Here is a 21470-nt window from a genome sequence, read left to right as displayed (position 1 = left end):
CACATGTCTGATAGTCATCATATCCATCAAATTTATCTTTCTCAGCTTCAAGGTCTGGAGCAATTCAGGTCTCAGTACCAAAGTGCGTTTGCGACCGCAGCGCTGGACAGGGACGACCCAGAGCTCAAGCGGCTGACAGAGGCTATTGCTTATTGCACGGCGCATACTCAACAGGCTGCGCTGTCCACATTGCATAGCCATGAGCAGCAGTTACTGACACAGATACATCCCTACATGACGACCGCATTGCCAGCAAAAACCATTATTCAGGCGCATCCGGATGCGAAAATGACGATGCGTTATCAGATTGATGCGGGCACACAGTTTGCGATACAAAATGAAGATTTTAAAACCGCCATGTTTAGCGCTTGCAATGCACTTAGTTTGCAGCCTGTGCAGCTTAGTCATCTAGACTGTGTGCCGACGGGATTAACATGTCAGACGCTCAGGTTGCGGTTTGACGCTTTTACCCGAATGCAGGAGGCACCGGGGGAGCTGCCGGTTTATCTCAATGTATGCAATGACTTTAATGCCACACTGGCGTTACTCACTGCACTGCTGGACAAAGAAACCCGCCTTGAAGCGACTTTTGATAACGACACGCAGCGCATCCCCTGTACGCTGGTTTTTCGCCAGCCTGAATGTCAGTTTGGGATGCATCCCATAGAAACCGTTCGTAACCTGCTGCACTTTCCTTATGCTTACTTTTGTCTGGCACTGTCAATCAAGCAAGCACCTAAGCACTGGCATAGTTTCTATCTGAGCATTCACTTAAAACAGCACCGCACATTGCCTGCACTGTCGAAAGACTGCTTCAGGCTGTTTTGCACACCGGCAATTAATTTATACCAAACTCAGGCGAAAAGTATCTGGTGTGACGGCACTCGCTCGCAATATGCCATAGTCGGCGACGAGCCAGAGGTTGAGATCCATTCGGTGCGTGGGGTTTTTCAGCATTTGGGCGATAAGAAGTTGCCCTTATTGCCCTCACTGCTCAGCCAGGCAGACAACACCTACAATTTGACAATAAATAACCAGCAACATTGGGAGCTGGACCTGAATCTGCCTGATGCTTTTGCCGAGCCGCGCACCGTCAGCATCCATGGCAACGGACATAACCCGGCGTTTAGCCCTTGGCTGTGGCATAAGCTGACGGCAACACCGAATAAAATGGAAATTCCCGGTGTAACTTGGTCATTAAACGAAGCCCGGCAGGCCTGCGCTTTAGCTCATAAAAACAATGCCTTACCATCCATGTATTTGCTAGCTATTCGTGGCAACGAGGTGGTTACCACAAAGCATCTGACCGAGCTTTTTTATGTCTTTACCACACAACTGGCGCGCGAGTTTGACGTTATCACACTCGGATTCAGAGGGGTTGAAGCAACCTCAGATCCGGCGCACTTTACGATGCTCATCAGCTATGGGGATGCCAGTGAGCTAACCGCTCGCCTGTTTATCCGGATATTTGAGATGGGGGTTAATCACTGGTTTGGGGTTCAGCACATTCGTTTACACCTGCAACAAGCAAATCCCGAGGGACGTAGAGTATGACAGCGCCCGTGTGCGATATAGCGCTGTTAACACAGCTTATCGGTCAGCTTCAACAAGATATCAGCAAACTGGACTACCCCCTAGAGCCTGCGCATAAGGCCTGCTTGGTGATGCTAAGCAACCAGCTGCTTGAGTCTTCCCAAAACGGCACTGCGCAGACTGAGCTGTTTGAGCAACTGCAACTGCTAGAGGATTTTCTGGATGTTTGTGTACTAAGGCAAGTGACCCATGAATAAAACAGCACAACAGATCAAAGACAATATTCAGCATTTTGACTTACTTGCGTTATTGCGATTACTCAGGCATCTGGGTTACAGCAACATCTGGTTTGCCAGTCACGACAGCCTTATCTCTGAGCAGCGCATTGTAGAAGCGATTGAATTTACCCCAGATGCCGTGGTGATCAGTCTGAATCTGGGGTTGCTGAGCCCGCAAAGCCCGCTGCCTGGATATATTTTGCAATTGAGAGACACTCTGATGGACCGTGCTGACGAGTTCAGGCACTTTATTGGCTACTTCGACCACATTATATTGCAACAGCTGGTGCACAGCCTGTTCCCTGAGTTCGATCACAGTGCATTTGGTCACTGGCACAATTATCAGTCGCAAGCGCTGGCAATGACAAACCTTAAGTCTGTGCGCACCATCCAGAGTGCGTTTGACTACATTTATCCTGAGTACCACATACATACACAACCCAACCACAAAATTAAAGTACAGCAGCTTGCCAGAACCCAGTTAGGCCAGGTCGTGACCGGCAACCATTACTTGCTGGGTGATACCGACTTTGTCAAAGAAGACGGGATTGTTGTGACCTTGTTTGAACAGGACAAGCATGTCGATATAGCGCAGCTCCAGCGTCGGCTCCGGCTGCACATTCTGCCTTTGCTAGCACCGATATCATTGCATCTGGAAGTACGGATCCATGGGCGGTTGCGACCGTTAAAAACGGGTGACGGGGGCTTTGCTACCCCACTGGGCTTTCACGCACTGGGCAGCGCCCAGCAGGCGGGTAAAGTAACGCTGTTTTACGGGCAAACCCATGGCTACGGGAGGTCGAGTGAACAATCATAATCAAAACCAAAACGATCTGGAAGAGGACATGGGAGAGCGGGAAGTTTACACTGCGGTTTATGAGTCGTTGCAAGGGTCTTACTCTTATCCTGATGATTTTGACCAGACGGTGTTAGCGCCAATTGATGAGCATATGCGCGTTCGGGCATTGCCCGCAGTCACTCAAACTTGTCTGACGTTATTCTCTCAGGGATGCAGCGATATTAGAGTGACCTGCCTGTATTTGTATGCCAGCGATCTGTGGCTGAGTCGAGCTGGGATGTGTGCTTTGCTTCCCTTGTTGGCAGAGTTACTCACTGAGCACCGCCATCAATTGCTGCCGGACACGTTTACTGCGGAAGCTGAACTTGCGGAAATTGACCTTAATCTGGCGCTTCTATTTAAAAAGATCACCCGCAAACTGGGGTTTCAGCTCTCACAAAGTAGCTCGACATTACAACAGCTTATTGATGACTTGGATACGGATACGCAAAGTGCACACCTAGAAGAAGTCGAGGACTTCACGCAAGGGCTACTGAAATACTTGGATGGTACTGAACTGAGCTCTGTCATGTACCTGAAAATGTATCAGGAAGAAATTGCATTGTTAGACGTATCACCAGGCATGGTTGAGGCACCTCACTCGGCGTCTGTGCCAGAGGATGAGAGCGAGCAGGATATTGAGCAAGCGATTACAAAGCCCCAAATCGGTAGTGACTTGCCAGTTAAGAGCAACTCATTTGCACAGCCAGAAACATCACATGCTCTGGCACTGCTGCTCAAAAAAATGACTGTGTTTCAAAACTTGCTACAGCAACAAGATTACCTTAAAGCTGCCATCATTAAAGAAGACATCGCGCACATTATTGAAAACTTTGATCCGCGTCTTTATTTCCCGACATTATTTGGCCCTTATGTACAGGCACAAATCAGTCATGGAGAGGCCTTGATGGAAGCGCAGATGGCGCTGTCTCAGCAAGCGAGCATTGATGCGCTGAATGAGTTGTATCAGATGGATCTGGACGCTTTTATTGCGCTAGAACTCAACTCTTTCTACGAGTAATCACCATGTTTACTGACAAAGTAGCACTTACGCTGACACTCACAGTTAAGCAACAAACCCACACGGTGGCTGGCGGCAACATTAAGTTCTGTCAGCTTAATTTAGGTAAACAAGGCTTTAACGGAGAAGTTCACTTTTGGCTGTCGGACGAGTCGGGCAATGACTCCCTCATCAGTGACTTTACCAGCGAACAGTTGATTGACCTGACATTGGGGGTGACCCAGGATTCGAGCAATCCGGACAAAGACACCCTGACACTGAAGGCGCTGGTGGCTGAGCGCTCTGTCTATGAACAGACCTTTAGGGATGTAAAGGGCAACAAGGTGCTGTATCGCAAATATCAGTGTCGCTTTTTTGATGCTGCACAGTTTTTGTGGCAACAGCATTTTCCATGTGAACTGTACGTGGGAAAGTCCATGAAAGAGGTGATCAGCGCCCAAACAACCGATGCGCTCAATATTCAGTTTGGCAGTCAGGTATTAGAGCAAGTTCAGCCACTGATTTGCCTGTCGATGGGGGCAACGGATCTGTGCTTCTATCAGTTTGTATTGAATTACCTGAAACAACAGGGCGTTTTCTGGCGCTATGATTATAAAAAGCATAGTTACACCATAACCGATGACAAGGTATGCCCAGCGGATAACTTGGATTTACTTCCGGCCGATAAGCCGAGGTTTAAAATCCATTACCCTAAAGTGGATATTCAGTCGCAAAACCTGCTGAATGCGAATAGTGCGCAGGCAAAAATCATTCCGCTGTCGCAGAATCCGCTTGTTCAGGGTATTAAAAATGACCGGCTAATGCGCAGCCCATTTACTGATACTGAAAATACGCAGAAAAAGTTACAGCTTAGGCATTGCACACCTCAAATGGCAAAGCTTCAGTTTACTCTGCGTGCGATACCGGTTAATCAGCTCTACCCAGGTGTCGGATTAGAGCTCAAGCGCCCGGGCTGGAGTAAAATTTCGTTGGCCTATCAGCAGCCCTATCAGGGAATCAAAACCGGGATTAAGCTCACCGCCACCCGGCAAAACGCACCGGATGATCTCAATATGCCAACCACGCAATATCAGTGCGAGTATCAGGGAATATTTGAACACCAACAAGACAACAGCAGCGATGGCGATGCCCCGTTACCAGAGCCATGCTTTGTTGAAGGGACTATCCTCTCTGAACCAGGTGCTGACGAGGACAAAAGCTACCAGTATGTACAGGATGAGAGCACCAAACAAAACCAGTACCGTGTTCATATTCCGCTTTGGGATCAGGAGATTAAGCTATTATTTCGGCCTGATTTTCTGCCCCCTCATTTTTATTTTCCATTGTATAAAGGGTGCAGAGTACTGCTGGAAATAAGCTTGTTTGAAGCGCGAGTCTGCCGGGTACTGGACTGGGGCGCTTCGGTTTTTTTGGAGCAGAACACCCAGGGGAATCATTTGCTGCTGGGCAAAAATGATAAAGATCAGACTGCCATTCGACACGAGTACCAGGACGACAAACCCGTATTCAGTATCAAACGCAGCAAAGACAAAGACACCGAACTCATGCAGTGGCAGGACGGAAAAATTACCATTCAGACACAAGAATCCGAAGGAGATTAACCATGGCACAGGCCGTTGCTATGGGCGCCGTACTGCAATGTTCATGCGGTATGGCCCCCTCAACCCTGATAGTAACACCGGAAAATAAGGTCATTCAAAACACCCCGATGGCGAACATTATGGACCATATTCCCTTTAAGAATATATTGCCCTTTGGCATGTGTAACTCTCTTGCCAATCCGGCCGTAGTCGCTGCAACAACAGCTGCCTTTGGCGTACTTACTCCTATGCCCTGCGTGCCTTCGATACCTGCTCCCTGGATCCCCAGCGCACCAACGGTTTTACTCGCCAATAAGCCGATATTAACCGACAGCTGTAAGGTAATGTGCATGTGGGCGGGCGTGATAAGCGTTACCAGCCCTGGACAAATACCAGTGCAGGTAAAGGGGTAACTATCTTTAAAAGATCGTTTAATTTATCAACAACATCAAATTACTAATTGTCTTAAAGTCAATATAAAGTGGAGCAACCAATGTCATTCAAGAAAAACTCTGTTGATTGGACCAATTTTATGAGTTCAATCGGTGCATATGAATGTAACAACCTTAAAATAAAGGTAACTGTTAGGAACAACACAAACTCAAATTCACCGTTATATATTGAACCATGGAAGAAATACAGAGTAGTTTTTAATCACATGAACTGCATCAAAGATTTCTTATATAAAGTCTGCGATTTGGCGGGCAGAACTGGCAATAGCGTTAAATCAATGCTGGAGGAACCTAGTAATTGGGAGCCAGATTTTGATCATCAAGATCGAGTAGTGGTGAGTTATATTTGCAGAGTAAAAAATGAGACATATCGAATCACTTTTCAGTTTGGAGGTAAGTGGGGGGATGGTTACGTTATAGATTTATTTGGTTTCGATGGTTCGGGGCTTGCGACAGCATTATATGAAGAAAGGTACAATCAAACTGAAGCTGAATTTTCAACACATGGAGGATTAAGATTACACTCAGAATTCAGAAAACTGAGTGAATACAGCAGCACTCACTCAAGTAAAATAAATCCAACAGTTTTTTTTCCATTTCAATCATTAGATTTAACAAAACCTGATGATATATGTAAGATTGTAGCAGAAGGTGCCAGGTGGCTGTGTGTCAGAAATGCCTTTAGAGATGGTAGATTATGGGATGGAACACTCTTTAACTGGTCAAAAGGTAGGAAAGAACCAATCTTGTTTTGTGAATTGTGGAGGCAATGGCAGCTGTTTAAAATTAAAGGGTATTACTACAATATTAGTGATGCAACAGTGCGAGAGGTATTAATAACAAAGAACCTAAAAAAAACCATAAACAAAAACAATAATTCATTAAGAATGAAGTCGCAAGCAATAACGGGAAATACAATAAATATAGACTAATATAAAAACAGCCTCTTCCTTTCAATTGAAAATATGTTAACAAACTAAAAATCACAACTTTAAATTTCATTAAATAAAAATTCCAATTATCTTAAAAATCACCTAATTAAAATCAAAATTATCGATGAAATACATTCGGAACCACACCTCTGATGGAGAACCAGTTGATGCACGGTCCGCATTAATTTTGCGTGGGCAAAGGTCCAAGCGAAGGGATGGTTGTTCTATGAAATTAACAACAACAAAAGAACCTAATAAGAGAAAATAAATATGCTTGTAGCAACCTTTAACTTATACAACGCCACGTACGATATGGATAACAGTGACTACCTTGGTTCATTATCATCCACCTTAGCTAAGTTATTAGCTAAAGAGCAAGATTTATCCGTATTTTTATTTCAAGAGCTGATGGGGAAGGGAGAGAATAAGGATTATTTAGAATGGGTTAAATGGCTTGAAAATTTAGCTATAAGAATAATTAATAACAAATACCCTTGTTATTATTCTGTGGATTGCGCTTATCTTGGTGGCCCTAAAAGTAGAAGTGAATGGTCTGGCTGTATTGTTATAAGTAAATACAGAATTAATTTAAGTTCTGATGCTCATGAAATTGACACCAGAGAAATTACAAACCAGTCTAAGGTAAGGTATAGAAATGCCTTGAGAAATATAAAAAAAGCTGAGATAGAAAAAATAAATAATCCAAAGTATAAATTAAGGGGTATGCCCGAGTTGAATATGAGAAATATTTTAAAAAGAGCAAGAAAAAAATCTCCAACATTTGAGCACTCCTGGTTTAGAAAATACGCCTTGTTCACTATAGAAATTAAAATAGATAACTTTAACGCTAGAGCTTTCACTATTGCTTCAGCTCATTGTCCCGGCCCTAATTTCAGCCAAAAGCTGCAGGAGATACCTCGAGCCTACTTAGATTCAATGAAAACCTCAAATCCAGATTTCATTGTTGGAGATTTTAATACAGACGATAAGCTATCACTAATAGGTTATGAAGAATCACAGGTAGAAAATACGACAATCAGTAATAACAATAGAAAATATGACAGGATATTATTTAAAATGAGAAATTACAAACCAAAGCTATGTGGTTGTTTATCGCCAACCTTCCAAAAAAATAACAACTCATTCGAGAATAGATATTTTAGTGATCACATGTGTGTTTGGTGCAAATTTTAAATTATACAACGGAATTTTTTATATTGATAACAAAATTAGTTCGCTAACCCCTCTACAACCAAACCAATAATCCCTATGCTAATAAACAAACGTATTGATGAACTCAACACGATGCACCGCTACGCCAGTATGCAGGGTATCGCGGTTAAACCCCAAACAAATGTCTTTCTCGCTGCTGTGACATACAAGCAGCAAAATGGTGAGGGGTTATCAGAGCAAGACACCGCGCAGCTTGAGCAAACGCACAAGCAACTTACTAAGTTGATAGCCCCGGCAAAACCTGACTGTATTCAGCTGATCCAGGCGCATGAAAACAGCCGTTTAAGGTTGTTAGGGGCAATCCCGCTGGTACGTCAGTTGTTCCTGGTTCTGCTGGTTTGTTTGCTCAGCGTCGGTGCGCTGGCGATGTCACCTTATGTCACCAGTGCGACGTTAAACCAAACGCTATCCAGCCTGTCTGGCTGGCCACGGATCGCTAACTTTATGCTCTATCTGTGCGCTGCTGGCTGTGGGGCTGCGGCCACCAGCCGGGCAATTGCAGGGCACTATCTGAAAAGTATGCGTTTTCTTGGCGAATTTACTCCCAGTTATTGGATAACAGGGAGTATCGGCACGATCACTGGCTTATTAATATCTGCCTATCTGCCAATTGAGCGCCTGCACGGTATCAAGAGCCAGTTCATGCTGGATGTTGATAAACCTTTGCTAGCCTGCTTAGGCGCCGCTGCCACGGTTTTGCTTATTCACTTTTTACTAAAAGGGCTAAAGCGCCTGAGTGGCGCACTACAGGTTATTTACAATCGTGTGGCTGCACGCATTCAGGCGTTGGGTTTGTTTCGGCCGAAAAACAACACAGAACAAACTCAGCCACATGATCAGACACAAATAGAGCCCACTATGCCAGATATAAAAGAGATTGATGACCCAGTATCACCAGAGCAGCCCATTGCCAATATCACTACTTTAGTCAGTGAGTTTACTTGGTTGCAGGAACATACTCGTAAGGCTTGTTGCCAAAAAGGCGTTTTATGCGCGCCGGGCGATAACGCCGGGTTGATACTGGTAAGAGGCTACGACTGTAAAGACAAATCACCTGAGCAGATCATTTATGATTTATCTCAAGCAGGGTTAGACTTTGCCACGACTTGTGTACTGGCTAAAGCGGCGGGTTTAGTTGGCGAAGACGTTAAACGTTTTATTCTGGTTGAGAAGTTATCTCAGCTTAGGCTGAGCAAACAAGTACAGCAAAAACTATTTGAGGTGGTTTGGCACTCGGTTGAGGAGGAGGTACAAAGTATTTGTGCCAAATCCGACTGCGTGGCGGCCTATGGCAAGGTAAACTTTCCTACACTTGATAATAAGATAAAGGCAATGGTGGGCGATTTACACTTTTGCGGGCACTATACTCCGCTTAGCCGCAAAGTGCTTCAAGAATACATAGTCAATAATGACCTTGACGGGTTTACGCAGGCTTTATGCAACGTAGATTACTGGCCGTATGTACCAGCAGCACGCTTTGAGGCGCGTAGACAGTTTTTACAATCAACAAATTAAAGGCCCAACCGGTTTATGTTATTTTTTCCATACAGCGCGGTGGCACTGCATTGACGCGCTTTGCGATAGTTCAAAGGCGACATATTAAACTGCTTTTTGAACGCGGTAGAAAAATTATTGCCATCGGTATACCCCACACGCTCTGCAATCTGAACCACACTTAACGACGTTTCGGCCAATAATTGTGCGCCTTTGAGCATTCGTTGTTCTCTCAGCCAATTAAAAATCGATGTATTCATATGTGCTTTAAACGCTTCGGCTAGGGTATTTCTGTTCGTTGAGAGGGTCGCACTCAGCTCAGCTAAAGTGATATTCTCAGACAATCTGGCGCGCAAAATCTCAACCGCCTCGCTCGCCAGACGTGCTTTTTTATTTCCCAAGTCTTTACTATTTAGACCGGTATCCTGTTTAAAGGTTAGTAAGTGTTTAAGGCAGTTAAGCCGATGTAGTAACTCTGCGGGAATTAATGGATAGCTCACATAGTCAAGCGCGCCCCGATCAAATAGCACCTGTTTATGCCCACACGACTCGCTAACCATAGCTATTACAGGTACGAGGAAGCCAAATTTTTTTTGAATACCGTCCACTACTTTATCCAACATCGCACTGGCGACGATCTTGGTTTTTGCAACGACATCAATTAAAAATGCCACGGGTGTCACAGTAAAGCTTTTTTGGCTAAATTCCTTATCACTGATATGCACAGTGCTAAATCCTTGTGGTGATACCAACATATTAATATCCCTGTGCGCTTTGATATTACAGTTAATCAGGCATATATTGGATTCTGAACTTTTGGTATACACCTTTTCCTCTCAACATGACCTGTACTTCGCACTTTGTCTTGCTTGATTACAATCTAGGTTGCTCAATTAGCAGAAAAAGACTGCGCATTTTATTTTATGAGCTTGCTGATATTTACTACTTTCCAGCCGGATATTATCGAAGTTGATGTTCAATTCGATTAGTGGTTAGTTGGCTGAATACAGTGCAATACCATAGTGGCAAAAGTAACAAATTAAATAGACTTTTTAGTCTATTTTGTTAAAAACTCAACATCAATTACACCCTATTACAAGTTAGTTGATACGGGCAAATAATTAATTGAATGTTTACTGTTTTTTATATTGCAAAGGGGTAGTGTGGCGCATCAGTTTACCTCAGGTCGTTGAATGTATAAAAAGTCATAGTGTAGGGACGATTTATCTTGCCATTGGACACCTCTGTTCGAGGGGAGTGGGTAGTAATAATGCCACTTATACCAATTTGCTTAATTAAGTGGTCTATTTTGAGGCGAGAAAATCTTGTCGATAACCAGGAAAAAATTTTGCTATTTAGTTGTTCTAAATAAGAAATTTTTAACGCTGTTAGCGTCAGATTTACTCCTTCAAATTGAGCAAGTATTAAGTCAAATTGGTATTAGAATAGTGTTCGGATTTATTGAACCACAACAGTACGTGATGACCATAATTGGCAACACGTACTTTATAACCAACATTTAAATACACAATGAGTTAATCTACAGTGGCGATGGCTGATTCAATTCTATTTTCACATAAGGTTGTACCGGGTAAAGTTGCACAGTATTCTCCCGCTTGCTCCAAACTGATACGTTGGTTTTCTCTGGCTTGAAGGCGAGTATTCAGTTGTGCAATTTCGCTGGGATCCTCAGATACAGCTCTAAAAGCAGTTAAGCGTTCAATTTCATCGTATACAAGGTCCTGATAACCCCTTAGTCGAGCCGATAGTGCAATATAACGCTCTGATATTGCTGGTTGGCCTGCGTAAGCTAGGTCATAGTGGCCGGAATCCTCATAGCTTTCGACTTCGTATTTTAAAACGTTTAAATGTTCATCTTTAAGGTCGTCTACATAATCTCCACCATCTAACAAATAGCTAAATAAGTTGTCTGCGTATGTTATGCAAGGAGTTAGATTATCGGTTTTGCAGTGCATTGTGCCATTTTTAGTTAGCCTTGCCAGCTCAGGTGTCATGCCACCGTCGGTATTTACTTGAATAGTGTATACAGCATCTTTGGTTGCATCTTGGAACACTTTTGTTTTGGTAAATGTTTTACTAAAAAATAAAAATTTTACTTTGATTTTAGTTTGAAACCATTCGTATTTGGTTTGATCTGCAAAGTGAAGTTTTGCAGTGACATAAATACGAGAACCTAGCTTTATATTGTGGATAAAACTATCGCCGCAGCGACCTCTGACTTCAGAGGGGCGGGTGTTCAATAGGTCAGAGATGTTGGGCTTTGTAGTTCTATTTTCAAAGTTGTAGCTGCCTTTTTCATAAGTTAACTCGACCGCTGAAGCTGCTGAATTTCTATTTTTGGTTACTTTTCTGCGCATGGAAAATTTAGCTGAGCCACCAAAAATAACCAAGTTGATACCAGCCTTTACACTACCAGTAATGGTATTGATCATGGTATCAGAGTCAAAATCACCACGATAAGCCAAGTCGCCCATGCTGCCGCCTTGAAATTGCCATTGACCATCCAAACAGGGCTCTAAGGGAATGCCAAGCGTTTGTTCGAACCCTTGACCTAGCGTTTCTTTTGCTGTGTTTAATGAGTAGTAGGTGTGTGCATTTGCAGTAGAGCTCAACAGGCCACAGAGCACTATTAGTATGGATCTTAAGTGCATACATACATTCCTGTAGGTGAAACCAATTGACTTAATTCGCTGCGCTTTGGAGCTGATCCAACTGCGTTAAGCCACATTTATATTTACTCATATCAAAATGGCTAACGTTAACTTTGTTGCTGAGGAGTGCTCTGCTTCCAAGCTACTTTTTAAATCAATACAATCGGTATGATTAACGGTATTAGGGGTATGCTCACGGCGACGCGCAAGTATACCCCAGTGAACAAATGGCATTTAGTTTTCGAAGGCTGTCCCGTAAGTGGGCAGTGCCGATTTACATGGCAGCCACACCATCACTCCAGCTGCTGGGTCGTTAGCATCAACAAAAGACGGTGCCCAACCAAGCTGTCTAAACCCGAGTGAAACGTGATTTTCCTCGACACCGAAGTTTGCTGTTGCTTCTCGCGCATTTTCACATTTGAAATATTGCGTCATATTATCTGAAGGAATATTCAAATCAGCCAGCGTGTAATTCAGAATACAGCCAACACCGCTGCCACTACAGGTATTTTGATAATCATTCCAGGCATCTGTACATGCTGTACCATAAGGGTTATCACGACAAATTCTGGCATACTGCTCATAGATCCACGCATTGTTATACGCCGCGGTCTGCACCCCTTGCGCTTTTTGTCTTTGCTCATCGTTCATCCAACTGGCGTATTGTGCAAGTACGCCTCTAGCACGATGTTCATGATTAACTGACTTTTTAAATTGATCTTCCAGCCACAAAGTACGGTAGGTCGTTTCAAAACGAATATCTTTATTACCAGAATCTAAACGACGAACATCTTGTGAGCTGATCTCGTATGGAGTCGCTTTGTAACGTACGACGTTGTAATCAGATAACGCATTAAACTGATCACCAAAGTCGTTTTTTGCATAATTTACCGCTTGCTCAAACAAGGTAAAACAAGGTTCATAGTTATCAAGCGAACAGGTAATAATATTGTTTGGAATGATGCTCAACAGTTGTTTCGGATCACCGCCTTTTTGTAACGCCCTGACGGTAATTCGGACACTCTTTTTAAGATCTTCATCTATATAGTTAAGTTTACCATCAACGCTTATCCCTATATTTCCAGCACCGTAGCTGACGCCCAAGTAACCGCCAATTTCGCTTTTATGCTGCTCACTCAAATATTCAATTTTCATATTAATGAGTAGCTGGGCACCATATTCAATTTCACTGATAAACGCATCGCCAGCCATACTCATTAGTTTACTTTGATATTCATTGGCTAATGTGTTTCCTGATGGAGTCAGGGTATAACCGATATTAGGATCGGCGGGCATGAGCACACGCTTTTTCGGTGTTAATGATGCCTGAAAGGTGTAAGTATTTGAAAACTCAGTAGAGGACATTTCTTTAGCTAAGTGGCCTCCAGCTTTGACGCGAATGACGGGAAAGCCTACATCAACATCAACATTTCCGTTTAGTTGGCGCAGAACTTCATCGTAGCTGCCGTTATTAACGAGTTCGAATTGTACGCGGGTATTACCAAGAGTTTCTACGGTTTCACCAGCAACAGTTTGTACATTCAGAAATCGTTTCTGGTCGCTATTAAACGCGGTACCCAATACCACATGGTCATTCATTAAGCCGGGTATTTCACTTTGAAACGTATTTATATTTTGTGCTTTTTGCATCAATGCGGCTTCATTTACAAAATTGGTTTCAGCCCAAACAAATGGAGCTGAGCTTGCAAGTAGTGCCACTATAGTGTTTTTGTATAAATTCATGTTGCCACCTATTACTTCACGTAAAGGAGGTAATCTTCTACCTCACCTGAGTCTACTTCTTTACATGCGTCATTACTGCCACCTAAGTAGTCCATAGTTACGCGCATTTTTGTCATGCCTTTCTTCGCTCCTGTCGGAGGCGTGATTTCAACCTGTAGCGCTTGCTCAGAGACACCTGCAAATAGCATTTCTTTGCTATCTTTAAAGTCTCCATCTTGGTTCCAGTCAATAAAAACATGCCAAGTTTCAGGGTATGTTTCAGCACCACTGAACCCTGGAGTAAGTGTTAGCTGGTAGCTTTTGTCCGCATATATTTTTGCCGTATCACCAACATAATTACTGTAGAAAGTATTACTACTGGTGTTATCGAGATTTGAAAATTTCACCGATTTGATGTGTTCATAATCGCGCTCGCGCGAACGAGTCTCACAATAGTTAGGCATTGTTGGGGTGACCATTACAGCGCTGATACGGTAATCTGAAGGAATTTGTAAGCAGGAGGTTGTTGGAGATATGCCAGCAAACCAATTTTTTGGGTTGGCGTTGTCTTCATCCCCAAAGGTAATGTACTTCGCATCATTTCTCAGCGCGCTGTTCTTATACAGCATGACTTTTTTTGAGGTTAGCAATTTTTTCTTCGTTGGGAATTGGGGTTGTGGGATCAAAGATATTGTCAGAGACTTCCACCAGTAACCCCGGATAGCATTTCTCTAACCATTGAAAACGCCCAAGCGCCTGCTGGGGAGTTAACACATCACGGGATTCAAATAGCGTTGTATTTGCCTGTACGGTCGGCGCAATAATGGCCGCAACAGAGGCAATAAATGTGCTGGTAAGCATGACTTTTAACATAGTCTTATTCCTTATAATTCTAGCCATTTGCGGTCATACTGATGAACGCGATCACGGGTTTGTAGCTCTCTATCGCGGCAGTAATTACCAATTGGATTACGTTTACAATAATCAACTGCGTCAGCAAGGATGAACGAATTGAATAACGCATTATCACGAATGGTTTCTAATGCTGTTCGGTGTGCGTTATTGAGCTCACTTGCATAGTAATTCAGGAGGTTGTCGGCGCGACGGTTATCAAGGATCGCCTGCACCCAATCATCACTCATATTTTTAAGAGCCAGTTTGGTTAAGATACTTTTTGCAGGGTAGATATCATCTGGTACCAATGCAGATAAACTTGGTCCTGAATCGGTATAGCTTTCAGTGAATACACGGCTGACGTTATATTTGTCTAAAGTGTCAAATTGAGTGACATAGTTGGTTTTGATGTAATCAATACTGTTTTTGAACACATCGAAACATGGTGTAGGATTTTCCATCGTACAATTTACGAGCTGGTTTGGGATCACCTTCAGTAACTCAGTAGGATCACCACCAAGCTGCAACGCTGAAACGGTGATTTTAATATTACGTTTTACGTCTTCATCCACTTTTTGTAGTTTACCGCTGACACTGACTTTGCCGGCCCAGTCAACACCAAGCTGGCCTCCCCATTTCACCTTATCTTCATCATTTTTATATTGAAATTTGAGGTTAATCATCACTTGAGAGCCATACTCAATCGTTGATACAAACTCATTACCAATATTGTTAAATTTGTCGCCAGGATTGGCGTTTGCTAAGTCCAATGCAACTTGAGTTGGTCGAAAGCCAATTTGCGGATCGGCAACCAGCATGCGTTTTTTTGGTTTCAAAGAAAGAAACAGAGTATAAGTACCGGTGTAGTTATCAGCGGCGTTTTGCTTGGCGTAGCTGGCTCCGACTCCAACTTTGATAACGGGAACATCTAGCGCTGCACCTAAGTTACCATCCAACATACTAGAGAGTTGGCTATAACTCATGTCGACGCCAACGACAAAATCCATTTCAGTGTTACCATAGGTCTCATCAACCATTCCTTGTACACTTTGCAACGCATAAAAGCCTTCTTTTTCGCTATGATATGCAGTGCCCAATGTTACCGAATCTAGGTTTGAATTGTTTTTTTGGGCAGTGAACTCTTTGGTATCAGCTGCGTTTGCTGACAAACTACAGGCAAAAAGTCCCACTACCCCCATGGCCTGTGCCAATGGAGAATAACTAAATTTCATATTGAATTCCTTACAGAGAAGTGTGACCTTTCAAGCTGAAAGGTCACCGGGTAGTGATTAGTTCAAACTATTGATGTAATCTGTTTTCCATTTCTCAGGAAGACGTTGTAGGATTTCTTCTTCTGACATGCGAATTTCCTGATCTTTATAGTTAAACTCATCTTGAGTTGCTAGATCACCAACCGCCATACCGTTGGCAAACATGGCAAAGTTACGAGACTCAGACAATACAGACTCCGCTGTTGGCGCAAGTTTTAAGTTGTATATCTTGTCTTTATATTTTTCTTTGGTTATGTCTGTGACGAGTACAGAACCCCCTTCAGTTAAAATACGGTCGCCCACTTTAAGCTCTTTTGCCCATACTATGCCTTTGTTAGACGTGGAGATTGGGTGTGTTTCTGTCATTAAAATATCAGAGCCATCTGCACCTTTAATGCGGTACATTTTGATAGCTTCGATACCGACTGACACATCGACCACTTGCATCGGCTCTTTCACATTTGCGTTGGAAGCCAATGCCCCAAGCACAAGATCTCCTTTACCGATATTTTCAATAGCTTGCTGAGAGCCATCTGCCATGGTGATTAACGTACCTTTTGCCAGGCAGCTATAACCCAATTTCATCATAGGTAGTACTTCACTATAGAAGTTACCAAAACGCGTGGACGCCTCAGACGTTAATGAAACTTGGAAAGCCACTGGCCCACGTCGGCCTGTTTTGAAATATGGGTTCCCTTTAACTGCAAATGTCATGTACCAGTTTGCTGTTGCAATATTGGAAAACAATTTCGCGTTGCCAAAGCGTCCTTCGTTGCGAGGGATATTCCAGCGAATAATGGATTCTTTATTGACCGGATCGACTTCCACATCTAGATAGTCAGAGAATTGCTTGATTGCATTTTCGATACCTCGGTAGCTTTGTTTTGTTGCCCCACCGTATACCCCCTCTTGGAGGTAGATATTAGTAGGTTCATCAATACCATTTGGTAACGCGCCCTCAGTAGGGTAGATCTCTAAAATTTCATGAGGGACACGAAGCTCACCATTGAACGGAATATTTACATCGGTGATTTCATTTGGATCGCCAACTTGATCTGGCATGTAATCACAGTCTGAGTGTTGGCGGTTTAAGCAAACTTTAATTACTGCGTCGTTATTTTTATCTATTGGTGCTGTTGCGTTGTATTGAGGGCGACCATCATAAAGCGCTGGTGTAATACCCATTTCTGCTACACTGGATTTATTTGTACTGTCTTTAGCAACCGCGCCATATATTGTCTCAGCGTGTTCCCATGAGAATGGGTACTCAGTATATTTTATGGTCGAGCTGATGGTGCCATCTTCATTCTCTAATTCTACAAAAGAGCTAGCATAGATAGTGTCGATGTTTGGAAAGTGCTTCTTTAAAGACTTAAGTGAAATAGTCGAAACAGCTGTGGTATCTTTACCGTCAAGCACATTCAATGTTGACCCCGCTGGTGCCAATTGGTTACCGTGCTCATCTTCAAGTAGTAGGTCAATATAAGTCGCTTTTGTGCCTCCAAACCGTGTGCTTTTTGCTCTGACAATGATGTAAGGCTCATTGGTATCTGCTGAGATAGCCAAGTTCATATCCATAAAGAAATGTGCTTCTTTGATAATATCAACTTCTGATTCACTTACCGGTGGTGGCGTTGCTGTCAACTTCGCTGTTTTTGCTACGAGATGTTGCTGTTTGGCAACCTCTAGTGTTTTATGTAGCTGTGGGAACTGACTTTCTTTTCGCCCAGCTTGATTGAGGCGTGATGTAGCCAACTTATAATGAAGCGGGTTACTCATGTCTAATTTACGGATCCCGAATTTATCGGGCGTTGTAACTGCTTGACCATATAAAGCAGCAGGCCCTGATTGAGTTGACACTATACTACTGTCTAAGTGCGACTCGTTGATAGTGTTGGCTGCTACTGCATTGCTGACGGCCAGCGCGACTGTGAGCGGAATGAATATCTTTTTGTTAAACTTTTTCATATTATTTTCCTTAATTCTTATAAATTTCTACTAAGTAGTCTTCAATTTCTCCGCTCCCCGAGGTAGCGGCACTGCTATAGTCAGAGCAAGGGTCAATACTATTTACTCTGCTAAATCCGTAGTACTGCAAAATTCTCATTCGTGTTGTTGTGACAGGTTGTGAGAGTTGATTACTTGGGATACTAAACTCTCCCTCAACATAGCCTTTACCGTAGTCTTGGTTTGTTTGATCAAAGTCCATAATGAGTAATTCAGACTTATCATTTCTCCAATCACCATTGCCAAACTGGCCGTCACTATTGAGGTCTATCCAAACATGGTAATTTTCCGCGAATGCCTCACTACCGGCATAACCTGCTTCAATTCGATAGGTATTATTTTGTGTTGCGTATAGCTTGATGGGGTTGTTAGGGTTTACCACACCAGCTTGTTGGTTATTATCAAATGGCCCATCTTGGTTAAAGGTGACGTTTGCAATGTGTTCATAATCGGTCAGACCGGCGGCTGTGCAATATTCAACAGGCTGCGCAGACTCAAGCGTTATCAACATATTCTTGGTGCCTGTCACTCTATCTCCCCAGTCATCCCACCAAGGCTTGTCATAACTGATTGAGAGACTGGCACTAAACGCTCCGGCAGACTGATATATGTGTTGTGTATCTTGGCCAAAGTCGCCATGTTGGGTCAGCGTAGTACCGTCGCCAAAGTTCCAGACTAGGGTGACATCTGGGTTGCGTGCGGCATTATCTGGTTTTGAGGTAGTGTTATTAAATGTGACTTCAAACGTACCATCACTCAACTCTGTTACTGTAAAACTGACTTCTGGAGTAAAAGAAGATTGGCCTATTTTTACTGCTTTACTGAGCGCTTGCTCGCCATCTTCATGGCGTATGGTTAGCGTGATCGTATATTCGCCATCATTTTGATAGGTGTGCTGGGTATTTTGCACCAACGAAGTCGCACCATCTCCAAATTGCCACTCCACGGTGCTTCCTGCTGGCATCACACTTTGGTCAGTATTTACAAACACAGTGTTGCCTGAAACACGCGGAGTAAACAATGGCGTAATCGTGGTGCTAAACGGTACTTGTTTATTCCAGCTACCGATTTCTTTATTAAATCTGTCGTACGCTTTTACACTAACGGCATAACTTCCTGATTTTGCGTAGGCATGTGATGGCGACATTTTCGAGCTTGTTGCTCCATCTCCAAACTGCCATTGCCAACGCTTAACGCGATCATCAACAGTGTTATTAACAAAGTTGATCTGGTTGACACCTTGATTTGCAGCGATCTTCATCTCTACTGGATCGTTATTTTCAATTAACTTGACGGTGTAGTCTTCGATTTCACCCCAAGAGATATCGCCGCATGCCGACTTAACAATTCCAAATGACACCATGGTACGAATGCGATAAGTTTGGTTTAATTCGCCGCTTAGTGAAATGTCTCCGCTCAACTGTGTTTTATTGCTGCCAAAAAGTGCCAGCTCTTCAGTTTTATGAAACAGGCCGTCGTTATTCCTATCCAACCAGACATAAAAGTTTTTAGTTTTATCCTTTGTATCTGGATGAGGGGCTGCCACGAGTGTGATGTTCAGCGCTTTTCCATCTTTAATATCAATGACATTGCTTGAGTAATCACTGTAATTACTAGAAGCAGATTCATTTATGTAATCATTCAATGTGACTGAAGAAAGGTAGTATTTACTATGGTTAACCCCTTGTGCCGAGCAATAGTCAGCGTACACGTCGATAGGGAGTGTGTAGGTATCTGACTGACCAGATGGGTCGGTTGCTTTCAAGGAGACATCATACTTTCCTGCGGCGTTATAGCTATGGCTGATTTCAAAGGCACTATTGGTTGCGCTACCATCTCCAAAGTTCCATTCCCATTGCCAACCTTCACTGTTTTCTGAGGAAATGTGCTGTCCATCTTTTCTGGTTAAGTTCTTAAAATCAAAAGATAAAAATTTACGATCAAAGTTAAGCTCGGACTCTAACCCTTGATTAACTGTTAGCTTAATTCCCACTTGTGAAAAAGCTTTACGAACATGGTTTTTCAGCTCAGAGGTTTGCCATTGGCTTCCGTCTTGCTTGCTGACGCCGTCTTGTCTTAATCGATCGCTTATACTGCTGGCTTGTCGCATCACGCAATCTGCGGCTGTAAGATAGGTGCTGTTACTCGTCCAACAGTTCTTGTTAGCATTGGCGAAAAGAATAAAAGAATATTTGGTATTCCATGGCGAAGGTTCATTGGCAAGCTCTGCTGTAGAGAGATAGTAGAACGCCTTATTAAATACACCGGCACCATGGTGAGACGTGATGGAGTCATCATAATCATCTATATGATCAATCGAGTTGCCATCGAGGGTGGGGGTTTTGAAATAACGCAAAGCATCACCGAGCCGAAACGTTTCATGATTACTTTTCCAGTCATTGACACCGGAATAAAAAAACTCAGCTGCTTCTCCAGCCATATCTGAAAATGCTTCGTTAATTGCTCGAGCCTGCCCAGTGAGCATAGACTTTGGTGTATTTGACCCATATTCTTCAGTAAAGCCATGAGCTATTTCATGCGCGACTACATCAAGAGAAACCATAGGGTAAAAGAGATAATCACCATCACCAAAATACACTTCACCACTTTCATAGAATGCTTGATCCATGTTTAGGCCGTAATGGACATTTTGAATGATCTTTTTATCAAAATAGGGTTTCTGACCGAGGTAAGCTTCAAACATCAAGCTCGCTGTTTGACCAAAGTGGTGGGCATCATTCAATGCCGAACGAGCGCCATGATATTCTTTATAGTCGTTTCTTGTTGAATTTGAACAATCGTAGCTATAGGGGACACTTATCTGTGCCGTACTATGATTGTAGTTGCGTGTTTCAACATTTTTTGCATCGAACAAGCAGTTGGTTTGCTGTCCATTTGCTTGCATAGACACTACAAAAGTTTTTGGTGGGTATGATACATAGTCGGCTTGTTTGTAATCTTGACGAGAAACTTTGTCGTTTCCAGACGGACCACTGCCACCTTCATGAACGATTTTTTGTAATACATCTGCCTGAGTTATAACTTCGTTGCTGGTGAGATCCACAAAAGTTAAAATTCGTTGAGGCTGATAAGGCGCTGAGTGAAAGTCAGTGAAAAAGCTTACTTTTGCCGCATGTCGGGCTTTGCCTTGATCATCAATGTATATCACCTCTTCAGCATGTTTGCGTTTAAAAATCCGTGGGCGCTCTGCTGGAAATTGGGCAATAACAGCGGCTAAAGCATCTTCCAGTTGCTGCGCTTTTACTTCAGGAATGCGAGGAATATCTTTTTCAATATTAACGATAATGTCGCCGTATACTTGCTCGACAACACCATTATTATCAGTTAGTACAACGAGATCCTGATCCCAAATTGGGATGTTGTGATATTTTTGAGTAATTGTGTGGCTGTGCTGTGTTTCGCTTATTTGTTCTTGATGAAACTCCAACGACTGACCAGTATATTGGGTTGCGAATGTGTTTAATGCGAGCAAATAGTTATGCTGTTGCACGTCCATACGCCCCAACAGTGGTTGTTTTTTTT

General features: G+C 43.1%; 17 protein-coding genes. 9 read left to right on the top strand and 8 right to left on the bottom strand.

The window, feature by feature from the left end; translation table 11 throughout:
* Window positions 1-3: 3 nt before the first annotated feature.
* The 9 genes from iglH (at window position 4) to D9603_RS02785 (ending at window position 9382) form a co-directional block, all read left to right on the top strand.
* Entirely contained in the window at window positions 4-1554 is a 1551-nt protein-coding gene (gene iglH, locus D9603_RS02825; RefSeq protein WP_128729974.1) for a type VI secretion system baseplate subunit TssF/IglH, read from the top strand.
* On the top strand, window positions 1551-1790 hold the full coding sequence (locus D9603_RS02820) for a hypothetical protein (protein WP_128729973.1): 240 nt from the start codon (window positions 1551-1553) through the stop codon (window positions 1788-1790). The genes iglH and D9603_RS02820 overlap by 4 nt, the downstream gene beginning before the upstream one ends.
* Window positions 1783-2628, top strand: coding sequence for a type VI secretion system baseplate subunit TssG (locus D9603_RS02815; protein WP_128729971.1), 846 nt, complete (start codon window positions 1783-1785; stop codon window positions 2626-2628). The genes D9603_RS02820 and D9603_RS02815 overlap by 8 nt, the downstream gene beginning before the upstream one ends.
* Complete coding sequence (locus D9603_RS02810) at window positions 2615-3670, top strand: type VI secretion system protein IglI family protein (RefSeq protein ID WP_128729970.1); 1056 nt, start codon at window positions 2615-2617, stop codon at window positions 3668-3670. Before D9603_RS02815 ends, D9603_RS02810 begins: the two co-directional genes overlap by 14 nt.
* A 5-nt stretch (window positions 3671-3675) precedes the next feature.
* Window positions 3676-5271, top strand: coding sequence for a hypothetical protein (locus tag D9603_RS02805; RefSeq protein WP_128729969.1), 1596 nt, complete (start codon window positions 3676-3678; stop codon window positions 5269-5271).
* 2 nt (window positions 5272-5273) lie between these two features.
* Entirely contained in the window at window positions 5274-5663 is a 390-nt protein-coding gene (locus D9603_RS02800) for a DUF4280 domain-containing protein (protein ID WP_128729968.1), read from the top strand.
* Window positions 5664-5743: 80 nt separating this feature from the next.
* Complete coding sequence (locus D9603_RS02795) at window positions 5744-6634, top strand: hypothetical protein (RefSeq protein ID WP_128729967.1); 891 nt, start codon at window positions 5744-5746, stop codon at window positions 6632-6634.
* Window positions 6635-6904: 270 nt separating this feature from the next.
* Window positions 6905-7828, top strand: coding sequence for a hypothetical protein (locus D9603_RS02790; RefSeq protein WP_128729966.1), 924 nt, complete (start codon window positions 6905-6907; stop codon window positions 7826-7828).
* Window positions 7829-7903: 75 nt separating this feature from the next.
* Window positions 7904-9382 (top strand): hypothetical protein, encoded by a 1479-nt coding sequence (locus tag D9603_RS02785; protein WP_128729965.1) that lies wholly within the window; start codon window positions 7904-7906, stop codon window positions 9380-9382.
* Here D9603_RS02785 and D9603_RS02780 read toward each other — a convergent pair.
* The 8 genes from D9603_RS02780 to D9603_RS02745 form a co-directional block, all read right to left on the bottom strand.
* Window positions 9379-10116, bottom strand: coding sequence for an AraC family transcriptional regulator (locus tag D9603_RS02780; RefSeq protein ID WP_128729964.1), 738 nt, complete (start codon window positions 10114-10116; stop codon window positions 9379-9381). The two genes, D9603_RS02785 and D9603_RS02780, sit on opposite strands and share 4 nt — an antisense overlap.
* Before the next feature lie 780 nt (window positions 10117-10896).
* On the bottom strand, window positions 10897-12033 hold the full coding sequence (locus D9603_RS02770) for a hypothetical protein (RefSeq protein WP_128729962.1): 1137 nt from the start codon (window positions 12031-12033) through the stop codon (window positions 10897-10899).
* Between the two features lie 234 nt (window positions 12034-12267).
* A complete protein-coding gene (locus tag D9603_RS02765) occupies window positions 12268-13776 on the bottom strand; it encodes a hypothetical protein (protein ID WP_128729961.1) in 1509 nt (502 codons plus the stop codon).
* Window positions 13777-13787: 11 nt separating this feature from the next.
* Complete coding sequence (locus D9603_RS02760; RefSeq protein ID WP_241651562.1) at window positions 13788-14384, bottom strand: GEVED domain-containing protein; 597 nt, start codon at window positions 14382-14384, stop codon at window positions 13788-13790.
* Window positions 14374-14628, bottom strand: coding sequence for a hypothetical protein (locus tag D9603_RS22025; protein ID WP_241651561.1), 255 nt, complete (start codon window positions 14626-14628; stop codon window positions 14374-14376). The genes D9603_RS02760 and D9603_RS22025 overlap by 11 nt, the downstream gene beginning before the upstream one ends.
* 11 nt (window positions 14629-14639) lie before the next feature.
* Window positions 14640-15881, bottom strand: a complete 1242-nt coding sequence (locus D9603_RS02755; RefSeq protein WP_128729960.1) for an internalin — start codon at window positions 15879-15881, stop codon at window positions 14640-14642.
* Window positions 15882-15938: 57 nt separating this feature from the next.
* Window positions 15939-17888, bottom strand: coding sequence for a Hint domain-containing protein (locus D9603_RS02750; protein ID WP_128729959.1), 1950 nt, complete (start codon window positions 17886-17888; stop codon window positions 15939-15941).
* Window positions 17889-17898: 10 nt separating this feature from the next.
* Window positions 17899-21470 (bottom strand): PKD domain-containing protein (locus D9603_RS02745; protein WP_128729958.1); only part of this gene is annotated, 3572 nt, incomplete at its 5' end.

This window comes from Pseudoalteromonas sp. PS5 (assembly GCF_004103255.1).
In the GTDB taxonomy this organism is placed as follows: Bacteria; Pseudomonadota; Gammaproteobacteria; order Enterobacterales; family Alteromonadaceae; genus Pseudoalteromonas; species Pseudoalteromonas peptidolytica.
Note: the sequence above shows the minus strand (reverse complement) of the source record. Positions and strands in the feature narration are given on the sequence as shown.